At 53.1% G+C, this 25,827-nt stretch carries 16 protein-coding genes, 1 tRNA gene and 1 pseudogene; 10 read left to right on the top strand and 8 right to left on the bottom strand.

Going from position 1 to position 25,827, the window contains the following annotated elements; all coding sequences use genetic code 11:
- Nucleotides 1-3: 3 nt before the first annotated feature.
- Both RBB82_RS13360 and RBB82_RS13355 read right to left on the bottom strand, forming a co-directional pair.
- On the bottom strand, nt 4-303 hold the full coding sequence (locus tag RBB82_RS13360) for a hypothetical protein (RefSeq protein ID WP_433971054.1): 300 nt from the start codon (nt 301-303) through the stop codon (nt 4-6).
- 169 nt (nt 304-472) lie between these two features.
- Nucleotides 473-2,143, bottom strand: a complete 1,671-nt coding sequence (locus RBB82_RS13355; RefSeq protein ID WP_433971052.1) for an adenosine deaminase family protein — start codon at nt 2,141-2,143, stop codon at nt 473-475.
- 203 nt (nt 2,144-2,346) lie between these two features.
- Here RBB82_RS13355 and RBB82_RS13350 point away from each other — a divergent pair.
- The 6 genes from RBB82_RS13350 (at nt 2,347) to RBB82_RS13325 (ending at nt 8,968) form a co-directional block, all read left to right on the top strand.
- Nucleotides 2,347-2,421: transfer RNA gene (locus tag RBB82_RS13350), tRNA-Phe, on the top strand.
- Nucleotides 2,422-2,749: 328 nt separating this feature from the next.
- Entirely contained in the window at nt 2,750-3,754 is a 1,005-nt protein-coding gene (locus tag RBB82_RS13345) for a tyrosine-type recombinase/integrase (RefSeq protein WP_433971051.1), read from the top strand.
- Between the two features lie 288 nt (nt 3,755-4,042).
- Complete coding sequence (locus RBB82_RS13340; protein ID WP_433971049.1) at nt 4,043-4,933, top strand: hypothetical protein; 891 nt, start codon at nt 4,043-4,045, stop codon at nt 4,931-4,933.
- Between the two features lie 619 nt (nt 4,934-5,552).
- Nucleotides 5,553-6,596: a hypothetical protein gene (locus RBB82_RS13335; RefSeq protein WP_433971047.1), complete on the top strand. Its 1,044-nt coding sequence runs from the start codon at nt 5,553-5,555 to the stop codon at nt 6,594-6,596.
- 431 nt (nt 6,597-7,027) lie between these two features.
- Nucleotides 7,028-7,798 (top strand): hypothetical protein, encoded by a 771-nt coding sequence (locus tag RBB82_RS13330; protein WP_433971046.1) that lies wholly within the window; start codon nt 7,028-7,030, stop codon nt 7,796-7,798.
- Nucleotides 7,799-8,671: 873 nt separating this feature from the next.
- Nucleotides 8,672-8,968 carry a hypothetical protein gene (locus tag RBB82_RS13325; RefSeq protein ID WP_433971045.1) on the top strand — a complete coding sequence of 99 codons (297 nt, stop codon included), beginning with the start codon at nt 8,672-8,674 and terminating at the stop codon, nt 8,966-8,968.
- An 89-nt stretch (nt 8,969-9,057) separates the two neighbouring features.
- Here the strand turns inward: RBB82_RS13325 and RBB82_RS13320 are convergent, their stop codons facing one another.
- The gene (locus tag RBB82_RS13320; protein ID WP_433971043.1) at nt 9,058-9,291 is read right to left on the bottom strand and encodes a hypothetical protein; all 234 of its coding nucleotides are present in this window, start codon (nt 9,289-9,291) and stop codon (nt 9,058-9,060) included.
- On the opposite strand from RBB82_RS13320, the gene RBB82_RS13315 reads away from it, so the two are divergent.
- Entirely contained in the window at nt 9,278-9,898 is a 621-nt protein-coding gene (locus RBB82_RS13315; RefSeq protein ID WP_433971042.1) for a tyrosine-type recombinase/integrase, read from the top strand. The genes RBB82_RS13320 and RBB82_RS13315 overlap by 14 nt on opposite strands.
- Here RBB82_RS13315 and RBB82_RS13310 read toward each other — a convergent pair.
- The 4 genes from RBB82_RS13310 to RBB82_RS13295 form a co-directional block, all read right to left on the bottom strand.
- Nucleotides 9,801-12,734 carry an SNF2-related protein gene (locus tag RBB82_RS13310; protein ID WP_433971041.1) on the bottom strand — a complete coding sequence of 978 codons (2,934 nt, stop codon included), beginning with the start codon at nt 12,732-12,734 and terminating at the stop codon, nt 9,801-9,803. The genes RBB82_RS13315 and RBB82_RS13310 overlap by 98 nt on opposite strands.
- Before the next feature lie 512 nt (nt 12,735-13,246).
- A complete protein-coding gene (locus RBB82_RS13305) occupies nt 13,247-14,584 on the bottom strand; it encodes an EH signature domain-containing protein (RefSeq protein ID WP_433971040.1) in 1,338 nt (445 codons plus the stop codon).
- Entirely contained in the window at nt 14,581-15,264 is a 684-nt protein-coding gene (locus RBB82_RS13300) for an OmpA/MotB family protein (RefSeq protein WP_433971039.1), read from the bottom strand. The genes RBB82_RS13305 and RBB82_RS13300 overlap by 4 nt, the downstream gene beginning before the upstream one ends.
- Entirely contained in the window at nt 15,265-17,232 is a 1,968-nt protein-coding gene (locus RBB82_RS13295) for a hypothetical protein (protein WP_433971038.1), read from the bottom strand.
- Between the two features lie 460 nt (nt 17,233-17,692).
- On the opposite strand from RBB82_RS13295, the gene RBB82_RS13290 reads away from it, so the two are divergent.
- Complete coding sequence (locus tag RBB82_RS13290) at nt 17,693-19,129, top strand: coniferyl aldehyde dehydrogenase (protein ID WP_433971037.1); 1,437 nt, start codon at nt 17,693-17,695, stop codon at nt 19,127-19,129.
- A 41-nt stretch (nt 19,130-19,170) separates the two neighbouring features.
- On the opposite strand, the pseudogene RBB82_RS13285 reads toward RBB82_RS13290, so the two are convergent.
- A pseudogene (locus tag RBB82_RS13285) lies at nt 19,171-19,515 on the bottom strand (integrase core domain-containing protein); the annotation flags it as partial.
- Between RBB82_RS13285 and RBB82_RS13280 the strand changes: the two are divergent.
- Together RBB82_RS13280 and RBB82_RS13275 are read left to right on the top strand one after the other, a co-directional pair.
- Nucleotides 19,421-21,337 (top strand): DUF262 domain-containing protein, encoded by a 1,917-nt coding sequence (locus RBB82_RS13280; RefSeq protein ID WP_433971036.1) that lies wholly within the window; start codon nt 19,421-19,423, stop codon nt 21,335-21,337. The pseudogene RBB82_RS13285 and the gene RBB82_RS13280 sit on opposite strands and share 95 nt — an antisense overlap.
- A gap of 257 nt (nt 21,338-21,594) precedes the next feature.
- On the top strand, nt 21,595-25,752 hold the full coding sequence (locus RBB82_RS13275) for a DUF3857 domain-containing protein (RefSeq protein ID WP_433971035.1): 4,158 nt from the start codon (nt 21,595-21,597) through the stop codon (nt 25,750-25,752).
- Nucleotides 25,753-25,827: the final 75 nt, after the last annotated feature.

Below are 25,827 nucleotides of genomic sequence, written 5' to 3'. Positions count from 1 at the left end.
ATTTTAGAAGGTAGACCGGGTGAGGAAGCCAAACTTCATTGCGAATCCCAGCGCAGTTGCAAGGATGAAACCAAGTGCGGTCCAACGGCCAGACGTTGCGAGGCGCTTCCTGAGAGTTTCGATAAAGAGGATAACGATAAAGAGGGCAAGCATGAGGAGAAGGCCGTCGGCAACGAAGATGCGAGTGCCGGTGGGGCTGGTGTTGAGGACGTGTTCGATATGGAGCGGCGGAAAGAGAGAACCGACGAAAAAGACAAGCAGAAAGAGGATGAGTTGCAGGATGGTAGAAAAGACATTCTTCATAATGAGTTCTCGTGACGAGTTTAGCGTGGGGTGATGGAGAGCGCGTAGGAATTTCGGCGAGCGTTCTCTGCTATAGGTTGCTAATCTGTCTCGATCCAATAACTGGATGATGGATCAGAGAACGCTCGGCCTGCAGCGTAACTCTTCGAGATCTATATCCGCTGATGGTTCATTGCAGGCTCGACTCGAAGAGATCGTAGCGGTGTTCAAGCTCCCACTGTTGAGCGGCCTTTTCGCTGGATTGCAAAAAACTCAAGCATTTTGGATTGGGGTTGGCAGAGCCTAGAGGCTGGCCGGAACACGCAGAGACAGTTTGCGTGAATTTATCCGGTTGCTGCCAGAGGCTCGCCCCAGGTAGGAAGCTGTGCTCGAGACCTGTGCGGGCAGAGCTCTTGAGATCAAGGTAGGAGAGGCCGAATTCGAGGGCAGCGCGAGTGTATTCGTGGGTGAGATCGATACGGGAGACGCCTTCGTCGTCAGTAGAGAGCGCTACCGGCACGCCAGCGGCACGGTAGTTTGGCAGAGGATGCCAGGGCGCGGAGACACCTAGGATTACGTCGTTTGAAGTGAGATTAATCTCGACCATGATGTGACGGTCGGCTAGCTCCGTTAGCAATGCCTGGGGTTCGTTCTCGTACATGACGTCGACGCCGTGGCCGATGCGTTCGGCGTGTCCAAGATCGACGGCCTCGCGGATGTGGAAGCGAAGGCCATCGGGCGGGACGAGGCCAAGGGCGATCTCCCCAGCGTGGAGGGCGATGTGTACGTGCGGATAGACGCTGTGAAGATAGTCGAGCATCAGCATCTGGCGGTGGTATTCGGACATAGATAAGTAGCCGTCTTCAGGCTGCACCAGGTTGATGCCGACGACACGAGGATCAACTGAGGCTACCTCGAAGGCAAGAAGCATATGAGCAAAGACTTGTTGTGGAGGGAAGGCACGGAGAACCTGGTAGAGGAATCGAATTTTGACTGAGCAGGCCGATCGGGCGCTGGGCTGGCCGCAGTTTTCGATGTTGTTGCGAGTGTCGAGGGCGTCATCCAACTCTTTACGGTCGACCGCGACTTCGTCGCGAAGGCCGGAAGAGAGGAGAGTGTCACGGAGGTGGCTGAGATCTTGGCGATTGGTACCGGTAGCGTCACCTGTACGGTTTTGCGCCGGATCGACTGGCGTACTTGGCCAATCAATGTGAGAGACGATCTTCGTAACATCGGAAAAGATTGGGGTCTCCATAACCTCGAGGTATTGCTCGTTCTGTGCCGCGGCGCGTGACGCGACCTCGTCGAGCCATTCACCGATATGGGAGCTGCTGACGCTGTCAAAACGTCTGAAGGTGGCAAAAAACTGATCGTGTCCGCTGATGCCGGCGCTGGGAACAAAGGCGCGCATGGAGAACGAGTCGACTAACGAGTCGTATAGCTTTTGATCGTGGAAGGCGCTCTCGGCGCGGACGTTACCGTCGCCGCAGACAGGTTGCGGCGGAATACTGCGGGTGGTCGCCGTCGGTTTAAAAAAGCTGTGCGTGGCAGGATCAACACAAAGAAGATCAGCAGCGCCGTTCTTGATAAATGTTTCAGCATAGACGGCACCAGTGAGGTGCATGTGCAGGTCTGCGCCCTTTGGCATTCGAGCGATGAAGGCGTTCAGCAGGAGTGGGTTCTGCTTTGCGGTGTTAAATGCCTTAATAGCACGTTGCTCGCGAGTTGTCGGGACCTGAACTGTTGCTTTGGGAGCGGTCGAGGCTGAGAGCTGCGCTGAAACTCGCTCGGGGGCGGTGACAACGAAATAAAAGATGAGTAGGAGAAAAGCAGGGGTATTGCCGCGGAGGCGAAAGAGCATGGTCGTCCTTGTGGATCTTAGAGATGAGAAAGGATAGCGCGAGACGCGTGAGTTGGCGGTCTGGCTCGAGATTGCTATACTAAGAATGCGTTGCGTTGCTGATTCCCTATCAGCAGTGGGCTCCTTGAAAAGGCTTGAGCAACAGATGTAGAAATAGCGCACGGTGGTTCTTGGCGATCCCCGATAACAGGCGTGCATGCCAAGGCCAGATAGCTCAGTGGTAGAGCGCGGCCCTGAAAAGGCCGGCGTCGGCGGTTCGATCCCGTCTCTGGCCACCACTCATAATAAAAGACTTAACCGCCAGTCTTCGAAAAGTGCAGGAGAATTGCAAGAGAGTGATGCTACTCTTTTGCAATGCACCCGTTGAAGTCTGTCTCCCTCCGGCCCAAGACCCAAACTGTCTCCGTGTATACGCGCCATTCTGCCGATTGCTCCAAAAAGGGGGAGCCGCAGTGGAGACGTTGCAAGTGTGCGAAGTACCTCTACCTGCTCCGAGACGGGAAGAACAAGACTGTCTCCGCGAAAACGCGATCCTGGGAAAAGGCGGAACAACAGGCCCAGGAGATCCGGGACAGTTGGGATCCGGTCAGGCAGAGACTCCGTGAGTTGGATGAACTCAAGCAGGCTCGCGAGCTTGGCGAGGTGACGATCACCCATGCTTTGGAACGGTGGCTCGCGTCAGTTAAGGCAGACAGCGATTCGGGCAACGAGCATACCCATAGCAAATACCGGACTGCCGCTAAACATATCGGTGCCTGGGCGCACGCAAACCATCTGATCCGCCTCAGCCAGATTACGCCGGATGCCCTCGACCACTGGAAGAGCTCATGGTCACCGAAGGCGAAAAATCCTGATGATCGCATCGGCAAAACGACGGCGGGTAGGCGGCTGGAGAAGGTCAAGAGATTTCTTGGCTACTGCGTGAAGATGCACTGGCTTGCGGGAAACCCCGCCACCGAGTTGAAGGCCATCAAGCCTGACCCGAGCGTGACGTGGCCGTTATTGAGTGGTCGATATGAAAAGGTGATTGCCGCCACGTTTGAGTACGACAAGCGTGCGCGTCGTCCCTCCGACCAGTTCGGCGCCGAAATGAGAGCGATCATCGAGTTAATGCGGTGGACAGGCCTGCGGATCGGCGATGCCCTCATGTGTGCGAAATCGCGGATTCAGGGAAACCGTTTCAGTCTCACAACCCAGAAAGGCAAATCTGCCTTGACGGTGCTCATTCCTGACCACGTCATTGGCGCTTTGCACGCTCTTCCTACTCGAGCAGATGTTCATCCGGACTATTTCTTCTGGAGCGGAAACTCGAAGCCAAAGTCTCTGACCGGGCGATGGCAACGCAAACTAGAGCGCCTGAACGACTATCTCTCCATCACGAAGGACGATGGAACGCCTATGAAATTCCACTCACACCAATTACGCGACACGTTTGCGGTCACCCAACTGCTAAGTGGCACCAGCATGCAGGATTTGTCCAAGATGCTGTCGCACAAATCGGTAAAGATTACCGAAAGGTACTATTCGCCGTGGGTTCCTGAAAGACAAGCTGCACTCGAGCGACGAATGGCAGAGGCACTGGTCCAGATGGGCGTTTCGGTCAGTCTGTAGCATCTCGGTCGTATGGGGCTAGATCGGAAAAACGCTAGATCGACTCAAACGCGTTTCCTAGACAGCAAATAAAGGTACGTGAGTGGGCTATATTTGCTTTTTTCGCTTTACGGTAGATTGTCTGTGGGCCGGATGTGAAGGTTCCGGATGTGGAGCCGCTCAAGTCGATGCCTTGGAAGCGTGGTGCTTGTGGGGCGGGTGCAGCCACAAATGGTGAACTCCGCTAGGAGGCAAAATGCGCATGATAAGACTCCTCCGGCTCCCAATCGAGACTTTCGAGGAAAGCGAATGGCAATGTTATCAAAGCCGAAGGTTATTCTTGACACCACCGCAATCAATAGGCTTGAAGACAGCGGCACAGATTCTGAGCCTCTGATGTGTGGACTTGAGACTGGCTATCTTATCTGCCTCACCGCAATGAGCGCCGACGAAATCATTTCGATAACCAAGAACCCCCAGCGGAGGGAAGCACTGCTCAATCGGTTTGGACGGCTACTGAGTAGCGCAAGATGCATCTGGCCTCCCAACGAAGTAGTGCGGTTGCACGTTACCGCGTACCAGAATGACCCGAGCCACTACGATTGGCATAGGGTCGATGTGAGAGCGCGAGAGTACGAAGGCGCGATTCCAAGGCGGGCGTATCCTGATGACATTTCCTTGGCGCAACGTAAGGTTCAATTTGAACTAGAAGCGCAGTGGGCAAAAAGCTGGAAGAGCCTCCGCCCGAAACTCGCTGAAATCATCGTGAAAGACCCGAAGCAACATCTTGCCAGTTTCAGCGATGCGGCGGAAGCAAGTGTCAACCCCGGCGGTGTTCTTTGGGGATTTGGCAAAGGTCTCTACGACCACGCGACGGGTAACAAAGATGCCGGAATTACTGATGATGAAGTCAAGGCGTTCATCAGAGTCTGTCCACCTTTTCGGGCAGCGTGCTATGCGTTGGTGATGGCTTGGTACAACTTTTCTCTCAGCCCTACTCATGTCAAAATCCCGAAGGCCGGACGTAATGATTTGATGATGGCTACCTACCTTCCGTACTGCGATAGGTTCTTGACTCAGGACTTCGCCCAACACCGAGACCTATCAGCAATCGCTTTAGTGGCGGGCCTCCAAACTGAAGTGACCTTGTTTGAACAGTTCAGCCAAAGCTTCAATCCAATATCTCTGGCGAACGACTAGGCAGTCGCCATAGAATCCCGCACGGTCACTGCGTGTCGTAGAATGAGGCTGTGAGTTCAGGTCGCGGTCGGCAGTTCGGGGTTCAACTCCCCGTCGGTTCGTCGCTGTGTGGCTCCTCGTGGCTGCTTTGACAACAACCTTCAACATGAAAGTCCAATCAACAGCAGATGCGAAAAACGAGGTGATTGCGATGAAATGTGGCAAAGTGGAAACAATGGAAGAGAAATCGGAAACGACAATCGAAGTTGCAGCTACGAGTCACGCAGCCCGGACTGGATTGTCGACCTGAACTCACATCTTCTCCGGATGTCGCTCCCGGACTTCCGAATTCGTCCAGAACCTCTACAAACCATCCTCGAATAGCTCGGGGTCGGCTGCACTCTCGAATCGAGGAGGCCTTGCCTGTTCGATTCGTGGAGGTTTCCACGGCGGATTGGAAGCCCTTACCCGCCCTCTGTCTCCTCGCAGGCACCATGATAGCGAACTTCGACACGCACCAGAAAAACTCAGGTGCATAATCGTGGGTGGAGCGGTCGGACGGTCACCACGACCGACGCGGCAAGTGCTAAATCTCCTTATGTACTGCAAGCCGACACTAGCCGCAAGGTATAAGTGAAAGATGCGTGAAGAAGACCTAGAGCTGGACGATGCAATCGAGAAGTTCGCTGCACAAGCCGAGATTTCCGACTCAGCACTGGTCGCATTCCTGACAAACTGGGCTGCTCATCCCGACTACTACACCGACTTTACCCAGCAAGTCATCTCGAACCTTTCTGAACTAAACGTCACGCTCCTCAACAAGCTGGACTTGAGGAAGCGTTTTCATCTCGTAAAGGCACTTTGCATTACAGTACAACTGGCTTTCAGCATGAAAGAGTGGGAGGGCATGCTCGGACGCAAAGATGGCGCATGGTATTGGGAAAAACATGGCCTATTCTTTTCCTCGCTGCATGGGCTCATTCCGCCGCTCAATGAACTCCAGAGTCAAATCGCGGCGATAGGTGAGGGCTTTACCGGCCGGATTATCTGCCTGGAAGGCGACTCAGAGCGCATCTTCCTCGAACTCCTTCATTACGCCACCCGAATATCGCAGTTGGATAATCACTACTTTGTGTACGGCGGAAAAGGGGCACACCAAAATCTTGTCTTGTACATAAAAGACAAAAACCAAAAGGGCGTCAGAGTTGACCTCGCATACGATGGCGATTCCAATCTTCAGGTCACCATTCCCAAACTCCAACAAACGGTCGCAATAAACAGCGTCTTCCGCTTCGAACGTGACTTTGAAGCAGCCTTCCCACCCTTTGTGTTATCACCGACGTTGACTGACTATCTCAAGGAGCACACGGACAAACCGACCCAGTGTTCAGTACAAGAGGTTGCCGAGATGCTGCGAGACCCCCGACCCTTCGTCAAGGTTGTTCAGAGTAGATTTGCCATCAACATCAACAAGGTGATTTTCGGAAGACTCTTAGCATTGGAAATTCTAAGTCTATCGGACAAGGACCACAGGGTCTTGCACGGCGCAGGCTTGCTCACCGGCACCGAACTGTCGAAGTTCCTAAGGTGGGTAATGGGCTGGCCGCAAGATGTGTCGTCTGCGGAAAATGATGACGGCGAGATCATGTTTGAAGTTGACCCATTGGACATTGACGAGAACTGAGCGATTACTCATTGCTGAGTCCGCGCGGGGGTTGCCTCCATGACCTAGGTGGCATCGCACGCTTCGTGACTGTAGTTCAGCAACTTCCCAGCGTTCTTTGTTCCATGACTTGCTCCAACTCTGTGACTGAATACATCACCATCCCGCTAATTCGTGTGACTGGTGGCCCGGAAGATAGCCTCCTGCTCATCCGTTTATGAGCGCGGAAATGCTTGCGGCGTATTCTTGATGGGGGAGACGGACACCTTCCAAGACGACTAGATTCGTGGCTTTGCGTTAGGTATGGAAACCCCGGCACGAATGTTGATTTGTCTCCGTGCGCTCTTCCTGAGATTGACACTCTTAGACTGCTCAAACTGCCAGAAACGGCCAAGCACAACGTTTCGGACTTTGTTCTCGATACTGCCCACCTATTTGGCGAGGCAAGTGGGGTGCAAACCTTTGCCATTCGATTCTCGCCCGAGGTGGCGCGTCAGTTGAAGAACGGCCAACTGGAACTGATGAAGTCTGCTCTCTCACACAAACCATGCGCCATCGACCCCAACAACGCGTATCGAATCGTGGAACTCGGAAATATCGTTAGTTCTATCAATCCGTATTCAGCAGCCGCGTTTGTGTGGCAAATTCTTGCCGTTGTAACGGCAAAGAAATTCTTAGCAGATATAGACAGTAAACTCGCACATATCGGGAGAGAGATTCATGACATTCGTAGTTTCCTTATCGACGCGGAGGAGTCGGAACTGATTGCGAATTACCACTATTTGGTGCAGATCACACAATCAGCACTGCACGGGAATTTGGGGCCGGAGGACGTAATCGTCATTGGAACTCAATTGGAGGACATCGAAAGGCAATCCAGCAGGACAATGCACGTAATGCTGAAGTCAGGGCATCGTCGGTTGGAGGGCATAAAGCCAAAGCACGGAAAGTCTTTATTAAAGAAAACGTTCAAGCAGTGCATTGACTACAGCAAACAAGAGACCGAAGCCTTCTCTGAGTCGTCACGCGTCTGTCTGCTTGCGCTTGCCGTCAGAAGCTCGGCAACATATGTTCGTGCTGCCCTGCCCCTGAACAAGGACATTGCCACAAACCGACTTACGCGCATTCAGGACGACTTGGATTCGTTTAAAAAACTTCAATCGGAATTCATCAAAAAACTCCACAGCCTCAACAATGATGGCGAGAAGCTTGTCCCTGAATGATGAGTCCAAGTTCATCCAAATCGGCAAAGAGCAGTTGAGCGAGGTGTCGCTCAGGCTCGATTCAAAGTGTCGGGAAGTGCAAGACGGTATAGGCGCGGTTTCGGGAGCCCTGAATGACAAGTCGGTTACTGATGTCGTATACGCTCATGTTGATGGACAGAACGTGAGCTTTTTCAACGCTGCCAATAGAAGCGAGTCGAAGACTGAATCTGTCAACGTTGAGAGTTTAACCTCGGTGATTTCATGACCCCGCGTGAGCTAATTGGGCGGGAACTCCCTTCCACCACGCAGTTCAGCTTCCCTATGTGTTTTCAGTGCGCCTGATTTCCAGCGGTTTGCATTTCCATGAACCGCTCCAATTTCCTTCACGGAATACATCACCATCCTGTCGATTCGGGTGACTGGTGGGCCGGAGGATATCGTGAGGCTTCCCTCGCGTCACGATTAATCTCGCGACCGTACTAAGCCGTACTGTTTTTAGAGCTTTTCGTGGGGGAAAATCCCCTGCCAGGCAGTACGGCGGTTTTTTAGGGGTGGTTCTTCCAGAAGCAACTTAGCCTGATTCACAGCGTTTTCCCGAAACCGAGGGTCATAGTCCCCCTTCGGGCACCAGAATTGCTTCATTATTGTGTGTTTACACAGTGCAAATTTACTGGAACGCGCACTTGCACACTATGCAGCGCGGACGGCAATCCAGTCCAATGAGCAACGCGGCGCGATGTGGCCTGAATGCTCCTATCTGTTACGAGCAGACCGCCGAAATAGAATCACCCGCAGAATCCTTCTAGGTGTCCGGTCTGTTCCTTTTTGAGACAGGGTTAATCAACCGGGATGATCTGCCGATCTCCATTCGGTAGATGAAAGGAAGACCTTATGGCGATCTCCATCTCCGACTCGCTCCCGTCTCAACCCAGTGCTTCCCCATCAGCACGCGATACAGCCTCCCTGAAGCCTGCAGGGAACTCAGCAGATAGCGTCAAATTGTCGCAGGACGCGCAGGTCCAACTCCTGACTCAACAGGGGCAGAGTCCCTCGGAGATTGCGCAAAATCCAGGCATAGCGGCGATCACCGTGGCGGCGTATTTCGGCGAGGTTCCCCTTCCTCCGACTCCGGCCCCCGAACCTCAAAGCGGCCCTTCTCCGGCAGCCTCGATACCGGCGATGAGCTGATCGCTCATCAAAGCGGCTGTGGTGCAGTGGCGAATCGAAACGGTAAAACGGCTTTCAGTCGCGACTGAGGGCCGCTTTAATCTAATCCCCTAAACTTCCGCGATGCGCTTAAGCTCCAGCAACACAGTATCTGCGTTTCCCGCTGCGCCTGCCAGTGTGCCGGAATCGGCCTGTACCTCCGCACCGTGCCTCTCCGCACCGGTGCGGGCGCGGCGGGAGGCTGAGGCGGCGCTCTTCGTAGCGGCACAGAGATAGCCGGGCACTTTCTCTACAAGGTGGTGATGCGATGTGGCGCTGTAGACTCCAGTAATGGATTTGCGCATTGGCGATGCTCTCATGTGCGCCAAATCGCGCATTCAGGGAAACAATTTCAGTCTCACAACCCAGAAGGGCAAATCTGCCTTGACCGTACTCATTCCGGACCACGTCATCGCCGCCTTGAACGCTCTTCCCCCACGAGCAGATGTTCATCCGGACTATTTTTTCTGGAGCGGAAACTCCAAGCACAAGTCCCTGACCGGTCGATGGCAGCGTAAACTGGAGCGCCTGAACGACCATCTCTCCATCACGAAAGACGATGGAACACCCATGAAATTTCACTCGCACCAATTGCGCGACACCTTTGCTGTCACTCAGCTTCTGAGCGGGACCACTATGCAGGATTTGTCCAAAATGCTGTCGCACAAGTCAGTAAAGATTACCGAAAGGTACTATTCTCCGTGGGTCCCCGAAAGGCAGGGGCACTCGAGCGGCGAATGGCTGAGGCACTCGTCCAGATGGGCGTTTCGGTTAGTCTGTAGGCTCTCGATCAGACCGATTAAGATCACTAAATCTACTCGAACCAACGGTTGGCAGCTCTCACTCCATCGGCAAAAGACGAACACCGGTCGTCTTCCCTTGCATAGACCGCACCGAGGGTCACGGGGTTAGTGCGGAGGTCGGCCATGAGCTTATGGCGATCAAGCAAACGAATCCCATTGCGTGCCGCTTCATTCCTCGTGTCCACTGCGAAGCTGCCATTGGTGACGGCAAGGAGATGAAGCGAGTACGAAAGAGGCTTGGCATACGTCTGTGCCGCAGCCATAAGATCGCCCATCGCAACACTGTTGATTAGGCTATCTTTCTTCGTGTGCTTTGCCTGCACGAGCCACAGTTCACCCTCACGAAACGCTATCGCATCGGCTCCGCCGTCATTGGATCTAGCCGTAAGGATCGTCTTGTAACTTTGCTTTTCAAGCAAAAGAGCGATCAGGGCCTCAAACAGATGATGCGGAAGCTTGTCGACAGTCTCTGCGGTGATCGGCTCAGTAAGGTCCTGAGTTGGCGCTTCACCCTTCAACTTCCCGAATAGTTCCTCTCCGATTCGGGATTCTTCCGGCAGGGGGCTGAGAAAGTTCTCTGCCTGTAATTGCTTTTCTTGTATGAGTTCGTGCAGATTCTGATCGAAGCTCTTAGGTAATCTGCCCTGAGTGTCACGAAGGATGGGCAAGTGAACGTGAACCGCATTCGTCTGTCCGATCCTGTAAACGCGGTCGGTGGCCTGCGCTTCCACAGCTGGATTCCACCATCTTCCGTAGTGAATCACATGGTTTGCCTCCGTGATCGTTAAACCGATGCTGGCGACAAATGGCGAGAGAATGATGACGTTGAACCCACGCGTATTGCGAAATCTTTCGAGCATCGCGTTTCGTGTTCGACGCGCCTGCTGGCTTCCGAGACTCCCGGCGTCAACGCCACCGCTCTTCTCGGTCGATCCGTTGACAATATCTACCTGTAGACCAAATTCGTGCTCTATCACCGTTGATAGGATCTGCTGCATCGAAATGCGGTATGCGAAAATTACACACTTTTCCCTGCGGAGTTTAATATCCTTTAGGAGCTCGATCACCGCTCGGAGCTTCGATGATTCGTCGAGAAGTTTTCTGGCGTCGAGCGCTCCTCCGTCCTCTCGAAGTAGCGATGGATGCTGGTATAAGGCAACAAGCTTATGCAGGATTTTTAGCGGTGATCCGCCGTCTACACTATCCAAAAGTTCCTGATGCATGCGGATTTCCCATTCCGTCATCTCAGAGTAGAGGGGTTCAAATGTCTTTGGCGGAAGATCCTTAAGAACCTCGGACTTGTTTCGGCGAAGAACGAAAGCGTTGGCGGTATTGAATAGAAGACTCTGCTTCAGTTCGAGTAGGCGTTCACTCGAGTCACCGGCAGCCTGCTCATACTTGGTGCTGAAATCCTTCGAAGTTCCAAGGAGCGCGGGCTGTACCGTGTCAATGACATTCCAGAGATCAAGAAGTCGATTCTCGACTGGAGTTCCAGTACAAGCGATGTGGACATCAGGGTTGAGGGCTTTTAGCGCGTGCGAGATTTTCGTAGACGGTGACTTGTATTCCTGTGCCTCATCAGTGATCAGCACGGACCAAATCGACCGCTGTGTGTCAGGAATCAATTGAGCAAAGCTGTGCTGATAGTTCGTAAGCGTCTGATAGTTTGTTATGACAACCCTGTACTTTGCGAACTCGGACGGAGGGATCAAAGGCTTTCCGATGCTCGTCTCTTTGCCCGTGGTCTTTCCTCTACGCAATTCCTTTATCTTGTCACCATGCAAAACGAGAATCGGGTCGAATATACCCGCTCGAAAGCGTGCGCTGATCTCGTTTTCCCAAGTGTTGCTCTCAAGGAGGATCAAAGGTAGCACAACGAGAATCGGTCTCCATGGCGGTCCAGAAGTCGAGAGTCCGAGATCGCGATCATGTTCGATGCACCAAGCCAAATACGACAGGATTTGAAGTGTCTTACCAAGCCCCATATCATCCGCCAAGAGGCTTCCTCTCCGGGAGGGTCTCAGACGATGGCAAGTTTGCAACCAGGCAAGACCCTCGAGCTGATGGGTCTTCAAGATCACGTTTGGCTGTAGCGTAGAAGGCAAAACGTATCCGATAGACGGCTCACAAGCGCGGCGAGCTTCCTCTGCGTCTTTTACGTCCCAAGCCTTGAGATCCTCATCGTCTTGGTAGGGAAGTAGGTACGCGTCGGTCTTCTGCGGTTCGGGCAATCCTCCCGGCTTGGTCGCGAGAGTGGTCTGCTCGGCGATATAGGACTTGATATTTTCGTCGACCTTGTATTCGCGGCCCCCAAACGTAAAAGTCGATGCGTCGGTGTCCAGCGCGTCTAAAGCGGCACCGATTAGATCTTGTTTCTCCGCGGTTGTAGGCAGCGAGACATCGACAGTTTCGCCTGTCGTTTCGGACAGGCGAACGCTGCTCTGAGCTGACCTGCGTCCCTGATCTGCAAGTCCGGTTTCCAAGACACTTCGACTTCGAGCAATTGGTACTTGGGCGGGGGCCGATATGCTGCCAATTCCCGTAACTCTCCGTCCATACCTGACCTCAACTACGTCCAGAAGTCCTTCAAAAACGGCCTCGGGGTTCTCAAGAAACCTTTCTTTCTCCTTACCCCTAGCGTGATGTACATCCTTCATCCTCACTAGTGCTTCCGTTTGCCGCTCGTCAAAGACAACACGGACGCGGGATTGATTTGGACCGTCCACCGAGTAGAAATCCTGAGCCCGCGGGCTATTGAAGAAGGCCCTCTTCAAGCCAGTACCTTCGATCCCTGACACCTGTGGAGCGAAGCTGATACTGCCGTCAGGCCAGGTGTGCACCTCGAGATTCAATTGCTGAGGAACGACGACGTCGTTAGATAAAAGGTAGCTGTCCAAGCGAGCCCCAACATCAATGGCGCACTCCTTTACCTTGCTGAATGCCAACCAACTCTCCGACCGCCCCTTTTCCGCGGGAGGAAGCGCGTTAAACCTGTCCATCTCCGACACGAGAGCGAATGTCTGATCGTCGAGCCGGTAAATCCTTGAGTCTCCTGAGATCGTTCCGAAATACCCAAAACGTGTGAAATCGATTGGCCTCGATTCAAAAAGGAATGAATAACGATATTTGAACTCCGGCCTCCCGATATCATTGGCCCGCTCGATCTTCAACAAGATTGGTGCCCATTCGGTCGCCATCTCAGTGAGACGAAGTCCGCGTCGCCTTATTTGCGGAAAGAACTCGTTGGGAACAAAAATCACATTCTCAGACGCGATTGCAAAGCCCATTTCCAAGGCCTGTCCTACTTCCAGAGCCAATCGGGCTACATCGGGGATGGCCAAAGCGTCAGACGGCCAACCACGGCGCGTGCTCAGGTCGGCTGAGACTGGGGCCTTTAACCGGAGGCCATTCTGCTCCGCGAACATCTCTAATGAACCAAATTGTGCCAACCTTATGCTCAAGACGCCCGTATCCCTATCTGAGCCAGAGTGCTTCGTACTTTACTCTGCCAATTGCTCAGATGGCTGAAGCTGATCGCTAATCCCTCGTCTGACTTGAGCTCACGTAGTCTGAACTCGGGCCGATTGATATCACCAATCCGCTCTAAGAAGCGATCGTAATAGAAGATTCGGGCCTTACCGACGTTACTAAACTCAGCCACGATGAAATCCTCTCTTGCGCCTTTGAAACGCATCAGGAAGCAACTGATTGCTTGGTTCTCCTGAATTCTGCAATGGTGGACTCGCTCCAAGGACAGCGAGGTGCGCAGTCGCTGCAAATCTGAAGGGCAGAGTGCTACAACTGAGTCCACTACCTGATCAACGTAACGAAGCCAAAAGTCCTTACGACCGTGTGGATCTTTCCCGTCTGGGAGCACACTCTTGAAGAAGAACACTAAATCCTTAGTGGCACGCCATGTCCTGAACTTGCGCTGGGCTGCGGGATCAATCCCGGTCCACTTAGGGACATTCTGTGGAAGTCGCGGATCGCCGAGCCGAGGATGGTCGAGAACAAACGCTTCAACGCGCTTGCGGAAGAAATCGTTACGGTCGGTATGCGGAGAAAGAATCAGAGACGCAATCGCGAGCTGGAAAGTCGCCAGCATGACAAGAGGGAGTTGGAGAGTCGCTAGCAATCCGTCCAAATTGCCAACGCGACCATTAGCGATCTCAGTCAATTCCTGCTTGATGTAAGCGGTTAGCACGGCGGACGCAAGAGGCGAGGTTGTCGATACTCCCCATCTCTCAAGGAGCCCTGGCAGCGATCCATCTTCCGCAGCGACTAAACGACTCAGAAACACATCGGCAGTAGAATTGAAAATCGAGGTCGCTTTCTCTTTATAAAGCTGGAGCATTGGAGTAAAGCCGCCCTGTTGATTCGCTAGAATCCTCAACATTTGCTCAAAAAGCTCATGTTCGGCATGTTGCCCCCAATTGCCGAAATAGACCTGGCTCAAGACCAAGAGATTGGGTTTGACGACGCCAGACCGAACCCTTTTCGCAAGTTGGGATCTAAAGTGCGGGTTCAAAAGCATCTCATTGTTCCATGCGAGCAGCCGAACCTCGCCCGGGTCGAAGCCATCTAGGTTTTGGTCGGCTTGCTTGAAACGAGCGATCAACCTCTCGATCCGAGTTGGGTCCGGCGCACGAATCGCTGCTGCTTTGGCCTTCAGCACAGTCACAGCAGCATCGAGACGCTTCAATTCGAACGCGGGGTCGCACGCCTTGGACAGATTCGTAAAGCTAATGTCGCGGGGCAAGGTCGCTAAGCCTTGGAGTGCATCGAGGAGACTCATTTATGGAGGTCCGCCTTGATCTCCTGTGCCGCATCCTGAAGCGCAGTAGACCGGACTCGGATGCGGAAGATGACGCGCCGGAGATTGGGATTATTCTCGGGTCCGGCCTCATGGATGGCCTGTTGCTCTCCGCGCCCGCTGGCTGATAAGCGATCCAGAAAGAACTCTCTCTCGCGAACTTTGTCGGGGCCTGTCAGATCGTTTAGAGATTCCTCTACGACTTTCATAGAGCGCTCCTGGCTAAGAATGAGATTTTGCGCTTCGCCTTGTTCTTCGGAACTTCCAGCCGCTCGCTGTCTATCGGTGTAACCCTCCACGATCAAGGAATCGACATCGTTCTGAAAGTCATTCACAAGCATTTTCGAGATGGGAGGGATGTACTTCTCCAGAAATGCCCTGCCCCCGTCCTTCAAATCCGACTTTCCTGTCTCAAAATTCATGAGTCCTTCCGGCACGATTATGACTACCGCGTCTCCGTCCTTCTTGATGTTCTGCTGATCAAGGTTTGCTTCCTTGAGTTGCTGTTGCAACTCCGCTAGCAGCTTGTCCTTAATACTTTCCTGACGTCCTTCCTGTTCGTGTACAAAGGCCAGGAACAGTAGAATGAAAATCACAACAAGTGAGGACATCAGATCTGTAAAGGAGCTCGACAGATGATCGTGCTTCTCACGGGGTCGCATTTACTTCGCTCCCGATTGAAGCGCATTGCTGAATACCGACGTCAACTCTTCAAGCTGTCGTTCGAGCTCTTGAATCTGACTTTGAAGGACACGAGAGATTTCCGGCAAGTAATCGTTCGAGTGTTTGACGATTACGCCGAAGTTGTTTTCTACCGTCTGTACATATTCCCGCATTCCTGCGTTTATTTTTGTCAGGAGAGTTTCAATCTGCGTATCGAGAGAGCCAAACACTGTCTTGGCTTCGTTCAGACTGCGGTTGTACTGATCCAGAATGCTCTGGTTGCCGGCGCTTGTCTGTTTCAGCTCCTCGACGACTTGTCTGCTCAAGGCCACAACCTCAGCCTGGCGCCGCTGCGTATCGTCCGTGCTACGAGCGACAACGGTCAAGGCTGTAGTGTAGCCTTCGACCTGCCTCGCTGCCGCTTCCATCGACCGAAGAGCGGACGCATTTCGGTCTAATACATCGGCGAGCAGACCCTTTGCATCAAGCAGGCTTTGCCCAGCCGCTTTGAACTCTGCGCTTCGAGCCTCGATAGATTCAAGAAGACTCGTCAATTGTTGACTCGTGGCCTCTGTCCAGGCCCCACTCTTAGCAATCAGCGCATCCGTGGAACTCTGGCTTCCTTGCGCGGCGTCACTTACAGTACGAATCATCGTTTCAGATACGTCTTCTACCTTTCTAGACAGATCCGAAATCACATTCGTCAGAGCACCCGCGATGTTCTGCAAATTGGAACTTGCATTCTTGCCCATCTCTTCGATGAGACCGTGCATGAGTTGACGCAAAGCGTCTGCCTGTTCTTGGCTCGCTTTGGCTTGATGGTCAGAAGATGTATTCGCTGCGTCCACTAGGTTCGAAAGAGCAGACCGGGTAAGCTCGAACTGTGCATTCATTTGCAGCAGCATCTGCGAGGTACCGGAGAGAGTCTCCTGAACCCCCGCGAATTCGGAGTGCGCAGATCCCGTCAGTTGTTCATGGAACCGCGAACCCATATCAGACAGAGCTTTGGTGATCGACGTTTCCAACGTTGCGACCAAGGATCGGAACTCTCCAACGACGGAGTCTTGCTTTTGCGATTCAAGACGCTCCAAAGCGCCTTCCATTTTCTGAATGGCAGGGAGAAGCTGCTTAGTCAGCTGTTCCGCGAGGTCAATCGAAAGGCTCGGAAGGATCGTTTGCTGAAATGCTCCCGTGAGTTGGCCCACGAGATCGCTACTGATATTCGATAGGGAGACAGACTGGCTTAGTGCTTCCTTTCGAATGTCGATGAGAACTCGCTCTTGGGTAATGCGCGGAAACACCCTGTCGAACCGTCCGCAAATCTTCGCGTACAAAGTCTCGAATCTGGTCGCAAAGAAAAAGCGCTCAGCAAGGACGAAGATAAGACTGGAACCAAGGGCAAGTACCGATGTGAAGAATTTCCCCGAGAGGGCGTTTATTAGGTCCGATAGCCCCAATACTGCCTTATCCGTGTATCGGAGATCTGCCAAGCCTAAGAGCAGTGCACTGAATGTGCCCAGAAGACCTAGTGCCGTGAGGATTCCGGGGACTGCTTGGTGGGAAACGTCTGCATACTCCTCGAAGAGTTCCTCGGAGCTGAACAAATCCCGTGCAGCGTTCGATACGAACCAACGATCTTCCGAGAGGGAGGAAGCCAGCGGCAGCAGCGATGCTTCGATGGAGTTCCACCAGTATCGTGCATGATCATTTGAGTTTTGAAAGGCTGAACGCAACTGGTTAATTCGGTCGAGCGGCAGGCCATCAATACGTTCCTCGCTGCTAGCCTCCGGTACGGAAGCGAGGAGACCGAGGATTGCCCTATTGGCGGCATGAACCTTCATTGCTTGCCAGATCATCCTGACAAGAAACGCTATCCACAACGCGACTATAAACGCAGCAAAGCCGCGCAGGAAAGGTGACAACGACTGGACGATGTGTCGGAAGATTGGCAAGCATTCCTCAGCCATGGACCCTCCCGAACGAACCCTTACTCCGGTCCGCTTTCGGAACCATCCACGGTCAATTTCTCAACTTTTGGAACACATCCACTTTACTCTGGATAGGCTGTAGAGAGAAACATAAAAGGCGAGTCGTCCGTAGGTGGCCCCACGCGTGCACAACACCTATGATGAATGACTAATGGATGTCAGCGCTTGCGGTCTAGAAACGATACGCGTATGTTCGCGGGCGTCAAGTCATCTCCCCGGTGCCGCTGATGGAACCGAAGGATGCAGCCCGGGCGGTCTTCAATGCCATTGAAAAAAATCAGCCACGATTGCGTATCCCATGGCAAACCTATGGGCTCCCTTTTCTCAAGGGTGTCTTGCCAACCCCAATTTTCGACCTTATTGTTGGGAGAGTTCTAGGCGTGTATAGCAGCATGATCACATTCATCGGACGGCAAACTAACGATCGGAGCTAGAGGCCATGCCGCAACTCACCGACGTGAGCACGAGGATCAATGACGAAACGACTCTAGATGCACTACGTGATCTGTTCCGAGTGCAACGCCTTGCGTCTCGAACTGTGCCAACACTAACGATCAAGCAACGTGCGGAGTCCCTCAAGACTATTCGTGCCCTGATCCTCGAAAATGGTGAGGAGATTAAAAAGAGTATTTGCAATGATTTCGGGAATCGGTCGACTGCGGAAACGGAGATGCTTGAAATGATCCCGGTCTTGAATGCGATCCGCCATACCCGTCGAAATCTTGGCGCTTGGATGCGTCCGGAGGCACGACCGGTTGACCTGGCGTTCCAGCCTGGTCGTGCCTGGATCCGTTATGAACCACTCGGAGTCATAGGCATTATCGCGCCCTGGAACTACCCGCTACTACTGAGCCTCTCGCCGCTTGTCGACGCGATCGCCGCAGGGAACCGTGTCATGATCAAACCTTCTGAACTCACGCCCTGCTTCTCAGAACTCCTCCACAAGCTCATCTCATCCCACTTCGATACCACAGAGGTAACGGTAATTACAGGTGGCCCATCTATCGCCCGCGAGTTCGCACGCCTTCCCTTCGATCATCTTATTTTCACTGGGTCGACCTCTATAGGACGCGAGGTGATGAAGGCGGCAGCGGAAAATCTTACGCCTGTAACGCTCGAGCTTGGCGGAAAGTCACCAGCAATCGTTTGCGCCGATTACTCCCTGGAGAAAGCAGCCCGAAGCATCGCTTTCGGAAAGTTCCTGAACGCAGGACAGACGTGTATTGCGCCTGACTACGTTCTTGTTCCATCGGATCTGTGTCGCGAATTTGCCGAAGAGGTCATCAAGCGAGCACAACGAGCTTATCCGACCATCCAAGATAATCCTGATTACAGCACCATAATCAATGAACGTCATCGAGCGCGGCTCCTCGATGCTTTAGCCGAAGCGAAGGCGGGGGGAGCAACGTTGCTCACGACAAAGTCAGAGCTCCAACAGGCGGCGATTGCCCCTACGGTCGTACTCGGTGCCCCCGCAGGCTGCTCGTTGTTGCAGGATGAGATCTTTGGGCCAGTCCTGCCGATTGTTTCTTACGGAACGCTCGAAGAAGCATTCGATTTCATCAATGAGCGGCCAAAAGCACTGGCACTCTACTGTTTCAGCAACGACAAAATTACGCAGAATAGGGTTCTCGAACGAGTCAGTTCCGGTGGCGTCACAATCAACGGGACTCTTCTCCATATCGCACAAGACGGGCTTCCGTTCGGTGGCGTCGGCGCGAGCGGGATGGGTGCCTATCACGGGCGCGATGGGTTCCGACGGTTCAGCCACATGCGTTCGGTTTACAAGGTAGGAATGCTGAATGTCTTTGAACAGCTGGGGCCACCCTGGGGCACCCTCGCGAAGCGAGTGGCCAGTGTATTGAAGCGTCGGTAGCATCTTCTTCGAAACCTAAGGTCTTAATGGCCTGCACTGACAGTGTTGTGGTGGACGCGCCAGCGTTCGGCCAGCACGCTAAGCTCTTTGATGGAGTAGAAGATCTCTCCGTTGAGGAACTCATCTCTGAGTTTGGAGTTGAACGATTCGCAGTATCCGTTCTCCCAAGGAGAGCCCGGTTCGATGTTCAGCGTCTTTGCTCCTGTGTTCGCAAGCCATTTACGCAGATCCTTTGCGACGAACTCCGGTCCGTTGTCTGAATGTATGTGTTCTGGCACCCCTTTCCACACCATGACATCAGCCAGTGCTCCAATGACCCTGGCCGAGCTCCAGCGCCGATCCGCCCGGATCATTAGACACTCCCGCGCATGCTCGTCGATCAGGTTCGGATGGGTGCTCCTACTGCTCGGTCTCACGGGCGGCGCGACGAGACTGTCGCGAAGATGGGGCACCCCATTTGTAGTGCTGCGGGTAGACGCGGGTCACCCGTCCACGACTGAAAATGGGTTTTACCGAGAAATGTCACAAAGAGTGTTACCGTGGAGTGAACAAAAGGAGCGCATTAAATTGCAGACGAGTCCGGTGCGTTTGATTGATTATTTTGATGGTACGAAGCAAAGCGTAATCCCCCTATTTCAGAGAAGATACAGTTGGACAAAGAAGAATTGGGACCGGCTTTGGGATGACATAGTCGAATTGATCGAAAGTGGGCCTCAGCACACTCACTTCATGGGAGCTATAGTTTCGGTTCCTACAAACACAGTTCCAGTAGGCGTGAATAAGAGTTTAATAATCGATGGCCAGCAGCGTCTAACGACAATATCTATTCTCCTGTGTGCTCTCCGCGGATTTCTGGATGAGCGTGGAAGTGCGAGAATAGATGATTTTTTAACGAATCGTCATTTTGAGGGTGCTGACCACCTAAAGATTCTACCGACGCAGGGAGATCGAGACATATTTGTGAGGTTGGTAAACAATGAACCGGTCATAGCTTCCGATCATCTTATGGCCCGAGCCTACAAGCACTTTGTAAAGAGGCTGAGGGACGATGAGGAGGGCGCTCCGACCCCTGCAGATGTCATGGCAACTCTGGAGACGAAACTACGAGTTGTAATGATAAATCTCGATGAGCAAGACGATCCATACGTCATCTTTGAGAGTCTCAATTATTTAGGTGAACCACTGACTCATGCCGATCTTGTGCGCAACTATATCCTGATGAAATTCAAAAACACTCTCGATAGTGACAGTGATCAGGAGCGTGTATATCGAGAGCAATGGGTACCGATGGAGCAGCGGTTGGGAGAAAAACTCACAACTTTTCTCATGCATTATGGACGTAAAGACGGTACCGAGGTACGAAAAAACACGATCTATTCGTCTTTCAAAGAGAGAATCGAGCGGTTACAAGACACTTCCTTGTTAGAGGGAGAGATAAAGAGCCTCAACCGCGACTCTGAGTATTATGAGCGCTTTCTCAATCCCGAACGGGAAGAACTGACGGCATTGAGATCGAGGCTTAAAGCGTTAGAAGCACTTGACGTAAGTAGTTGTTATCCATTGCTTCTTAAGCTATACGGCGCGATGGACGCAGGCGCGGCTTCTGCAGACGACACTTCAAAGTGTCTAGATTTGCTGGAGTCATATTTGGTGCGACGCGCTGTGGTTGGCTTACCAAATAACGCGATTGACCAACTGTTTGTACAAGCTGCGGGGCTTCTCGAACCCTCAGATATCGTCAATTCGACAAACAACAGGCTCGCAGCTGCCACCGGCCGAATGAGATGGCCTACGGATGCAGAATTCGTGCAAGCCATACTCACTCAGCAACAGTATGGGAAAAAGAGTACTCCGCATGTTCTGAGAAAACTCGAGGAAGTCCAAGATCATCGCGAAATGGCAGTTCTGGACCAGATGCAAATCGAACATGTGATGCCTCAAGTTCTCTCGGCGGACTGGCTAACAACTTTGGGACCAGAAGCTGAAGAAATCAAAGACCGACTTCTACACACACTGGGAAATTTGACGCTCACGGGGTATAACCCACAGCTCAGTAACCAGTCATTCGCCGCCAAAAAGGAAATTTATCGGGATAGCCATATAGAACTCAACCAATGGATTGCAGATCGCGAGGTTTGGGGCGAAGAGCAGATTACTCAGCGAGCTAATAACCTGGCCCAGGAGTGTGTAAGGATCTGGGCACGATAGCGGCCGAACCTTCGCGTTGAAAGCAAAAAAACAAATGCTGGGGTTCTTCGCTGTACTACGGAGGTGCAAGCGAGCACCACCAGACAGGTTCGCGAGGGCAGAACGATTCGATCGTCTACACGTTTTTTTCTCCGGCTCGATCGCATCTGACCGGAGAAAAAAACGGAAGTTGTACGGCGAGTTTCCAAGGAATCCCTATGATGCTTTAGTCCACGTAGTATGCTGTGCTCAACGTCAAATTCCAGGCTCCCTCGTACATGTTCAAGCTCGGTTGCTTCAGCCATGCTGTCCTTCTTGCTCTCGCCTTCTCACCTTTCCTCAACGCTCAAACTCCCAGCTGGCCTATCGACGGACCTGCATTTACAGCGTCTGCGGCGGAGATCAAAGCGGCAGCCGCACACATCAAACCAGAGCCATTCGCCAACGTCACTGTGCTCTTCGAGCAGGAGCACTACCGTTTCGACGCATCCGGCAAAATCACTCGGGTTCACAGTCTTCTTTACCGCATCGAAAATAAAGCGGGAGTAGATGAGTGGAGTCAGACATCGGTCCAGTGGGATCCTTGGTATCAAAATCAACCTTCAATTCGTGCACGCATACTCCAGCCTGATGGTCGAGCCTCTGACCTCGATCCCCATACCCTCACCAATGTTCCGGCTCGAAACGAAGACAACGGCACTTTCTCCGACGCACGGATCTACAAGGGGCCCCTGCCTTCTCTTGCCGTCGGCTCTATAGTTGAGGAGGAGACAACTGTCGCGGATAAACTCCCGTTTTTCTCTGGTGGCTGCGTTTATCGCGTCTACCTGTCGCGAGACGTACCGGTCGTCCGTTCCCGTCTAATCGTTGAAACTCCCGCCGACTTTCCCTTTCACTCCAAGGTCTACTCGCTTCCGGACGCGACCGTTCAGACTCAACAGCTAGACAATATTCGCCGCAGTACCTTCGATCAAAGTCCCGTCTCGCTTTCCCCCGTCTCTGATATCGGTTTGCCTACTGACAAGCCTCTATATCCGTACATCGAGTTCTCTACAGGAGCCTCCTGGTCGGCCGTGGCCACTGCGTACCAGAAGATCGCGGAACCACAGATCGGTCCTGACGGCATCAAAGCGTTACTTCCCGCAAGTACATCCAAGGATCGCCTCGCCACGATACAGACTTTGGTTGCGAGGTTGCATCATGAGATTCGGTATACCGGCATCGAATTTGGCGAGTCCAGCCTCCAACCCCAAACGCCGGCAGAGATCGTCAAACGCCACTACGGTGACTGCAAGGACAAGGCTGTATTCCTGATTGCAATGCTTCGTGCCTCCGGTATCCCAGCGAACCTGGCCCTTCTAAATGTTGGCCCCGGATTAGATGTGAACCCCGACCTTCCTGGCATGAACCAGTTTGATCATGCGATCGTCCATGTACCCGCGTCAGTCAGCGGCGAATCAGAACTATGGATCGACGCGACCGCTGAATTTACGAGTGTCGGCAGTCTTCCTTACGGCGATCAAGGACGTCTCGCTCTCGTCATTGCGGACGGGACAACAGCACTCACCCTGACACCTGCGCCAAAACCCAACGACAATGTGCTCGTTGAATCCCGCGAGATCACACTTGCCCCGTTCGGACCAGCTCACATCGTCGAGTCGTCCAGCACCACCGGCCACATTGATGCCGACTACCGGTCTCTATATGGCGTGGGTGATAGCAAGACCGTTAAGGAAGATCTCGAGCAATATAGCAAACGGGCCTATGCCGCCAAGTCATTGACGCGGATCGATCACGGCGATGGAAGTGATTTCTCAAAGCCATTCGTTTTGCGTCTGGACATGGCGGATGCGGCGAGAGGATCGTCTGGCCTCAACGAAACAGCCGTCGCGATACCCCCAGCGGGTGTGCTGTCCCGCCTTCCGGGATGGTTCTCAACAGATATTCAGACCGATAGCGCGAAGTTGACTCCGGAGCAGGAAGGCGACCGTCAGAAAAAGGAGCGGTCACGGTCCAGCGAATACCTGATTCATCCATTCGTAACGGAGTGGCACTATCGCATTACCTTTCCTGACGGCTTCATTCCACGAACGCTTCCTGAAGATCAAACTGTACAGATGGGTCCAGCAATCCTGACCCGCCATTTTGCTTCGGAATCGAATCAACAGACTCAACCGGTTATCACTGCAATCTATCGTTTCGATACAGGGAAACAACGCTACTCGCTCGATGAAGGCCTCGCCCTCCGTAAAGCTGTTCTTGAGGAAAATCGCAAAGACTATCTTTTGATCTACGGAGATCAGTCCGGCGCGAAGCTTCTTGCCGACGGAAAAGTTAAGCAGGCTCTGACTGCCGATCGCTCTCTGATCGCCGCTCATCCCTCGGAAGCCATACATCATGTGCAGATGTCAGCGGCTCTTCTCAGGGTGGGTCTGGGTGAACAGGCTCAGAAAGAAGCTCGACTGGCGACCACACTAGATCCTCATTCGAGTATCGCTTTTGCACAGCTCGCAACCGCCCTCGAATACAACGCGATAGGCGTATTCGTTGGGAAGGGTTTTGATCGGCAGGCTTCTATCGAAGCCTATCGGAAGGCTAAGCTGCTTGACCCTGACGATGTTGGGATTCGGACCGGCTTCGCCGTACTTTATGAATACAACTCTCAAGGTGATCGATATGCTGATGGTTCCAGCCTGTCTGATGCGGTCCGCGAGTACCGTGAGCTCAAAGAGGTAGACAAGGCTGCTGCAACTCCCTACGAGGACAACCTCCTATACGCTATGCTTTACAACCGGCAGTTCGCTGACGTACTGACGGAGCTTGCTAATCAGCCCTCAAACCCCACTCGGGAAGCGATCGCCATCACCGCAGTCGCCGCATCACAATCTATCCCTTCTGCACTTCAAAGAGCTGACCGTGCCGGAGATTCGCAGCAAAAAAACACCGCTTTGCGTCTCGCTGGTCAACAACTAGTCCGTCTCTGTTTGTATTCGCAAGCTGCGGAGATTCTCGCTGCAAGCATCCAGGGGCAGGACAACGCCGCTGACCTTTCTCGTCAGATTGATATCTACCGCAATCTACATCACGGGACCCCAGATGCCTTTCCGTCATCCGATCCCCGTGCCCCCGTCCAACTCATGATGACTTCCATGATGAAGGGGACGCTTCGCCAGACCGTACCAAGCATTCTCACTCACCACGCCTACGCCACGGATGCAGAGTGGAATCACAATCTCGAGCACAATGACTCATCGGGTTTTCTGGTTACTATCGCGCAGAGGGCTCAGATTCCAGAAGCCGTAATGCGTGACATCATCATTGGGAATATGAAGTTCACCTCAACAGGCGATGACAAGCAGGGATACAGAGTTACGTTGCAGTCAATTGGAGCTGCAGCGCAACCGTTCTTCGTAACCCGCGAAGGCGGCACCTATAAGATCGTCGCTTCTGGGACGGACAATGCAGAGGTCGGCAACTATGCGATTTACCTGCTCATGAATGGTCGCGAAATCGAGGCGCGAAGTCTTCTGGACTGGAAACGTAGCTTGGTTCATCGTGGGGGAGGCGATGATCCTCTGGAAGGTGATCTCTTTGCCCGGTTCTGGACAGAGGGTTCTACAAACACTTCTCAATCCACGGCTGAGGCCATCCAGATTGCGGCCATCGCTCTTACGATACAAAAACACGCGAGCCAGATCCCCCTCGACCCGGCAATCGCTCTTTATCAAAAGACTCCCACTACTTCCCGTTCTGATCTAGCCCTGTTGCTCGCCTGCGCGTGGCTCAATCACGAGAAAGCTGCCGAAGCCAGACCCTACATCACGGAGCTACTCGGTCAGTACCCCGATTCCGTTACAGCAATTACCCTCGCGGGCCACGCCTATGCCCAGCTCAAGGACTTCGCCGCCTGGTCAAGTTTACTGAATGATCGTCTAACAAAACGGCCTAATGATAGAGATCTCCTCGCTCAATCTGCCTTGGAGGCGGAATCGCGATCTGATTTTGTAGATGCGCGAAAATCCCTCCGAGCCGTCCTTGACTCAGGCAAAGCCACCAGCAATGACTACAACAGTTTCGCCTGGCTGGCGCTCTTCGATAACCATCTCGATCCAGAATCAATACAGGCGGGACAACAGGCTAATCTCTTGAGCAAGAACTCCAGCTTCGCCGACCTGCATACACTCGCCTGCCTATATGCAGCGCAGGGAAAGACGACCGAAGGCCGCCAGTTGCTCCTGGACGCTATGTCTTCAGCCAATCTGACTGAGCCAAACTCCGCCGTATGGTTCGGATTTGGCAGTATCTACGAGCAGTTCGGTGAAAACGAAGCGGCCATCGCTGCATACCAAAAGGTTACCCCGCCCGACGGGGAAATGAGCCCAATCGACACTTATTCGCTAGCTCAATTCCACCTTAGAGGACTTCACGCAAATTGAACTGAAAGAAGATGGGGAATCTGAGGCAACCATCAGCCGTGATTCGATGCTGTCACTCGGCAGCTACTACCGCTG

It is taken from the genome of Tunturiibacter lichenicola, from assembly GCF_051013355.1.
GTDB lineage: Bacteria > Acidobacteriota > Terriglobia > Terriglobales > Acidobacteriaceae > Edaphobacter > Edaphobacter lichenicola_F.
This window is presented reverse-complemented; position numbering and strand designations above follow the sequence as displayed.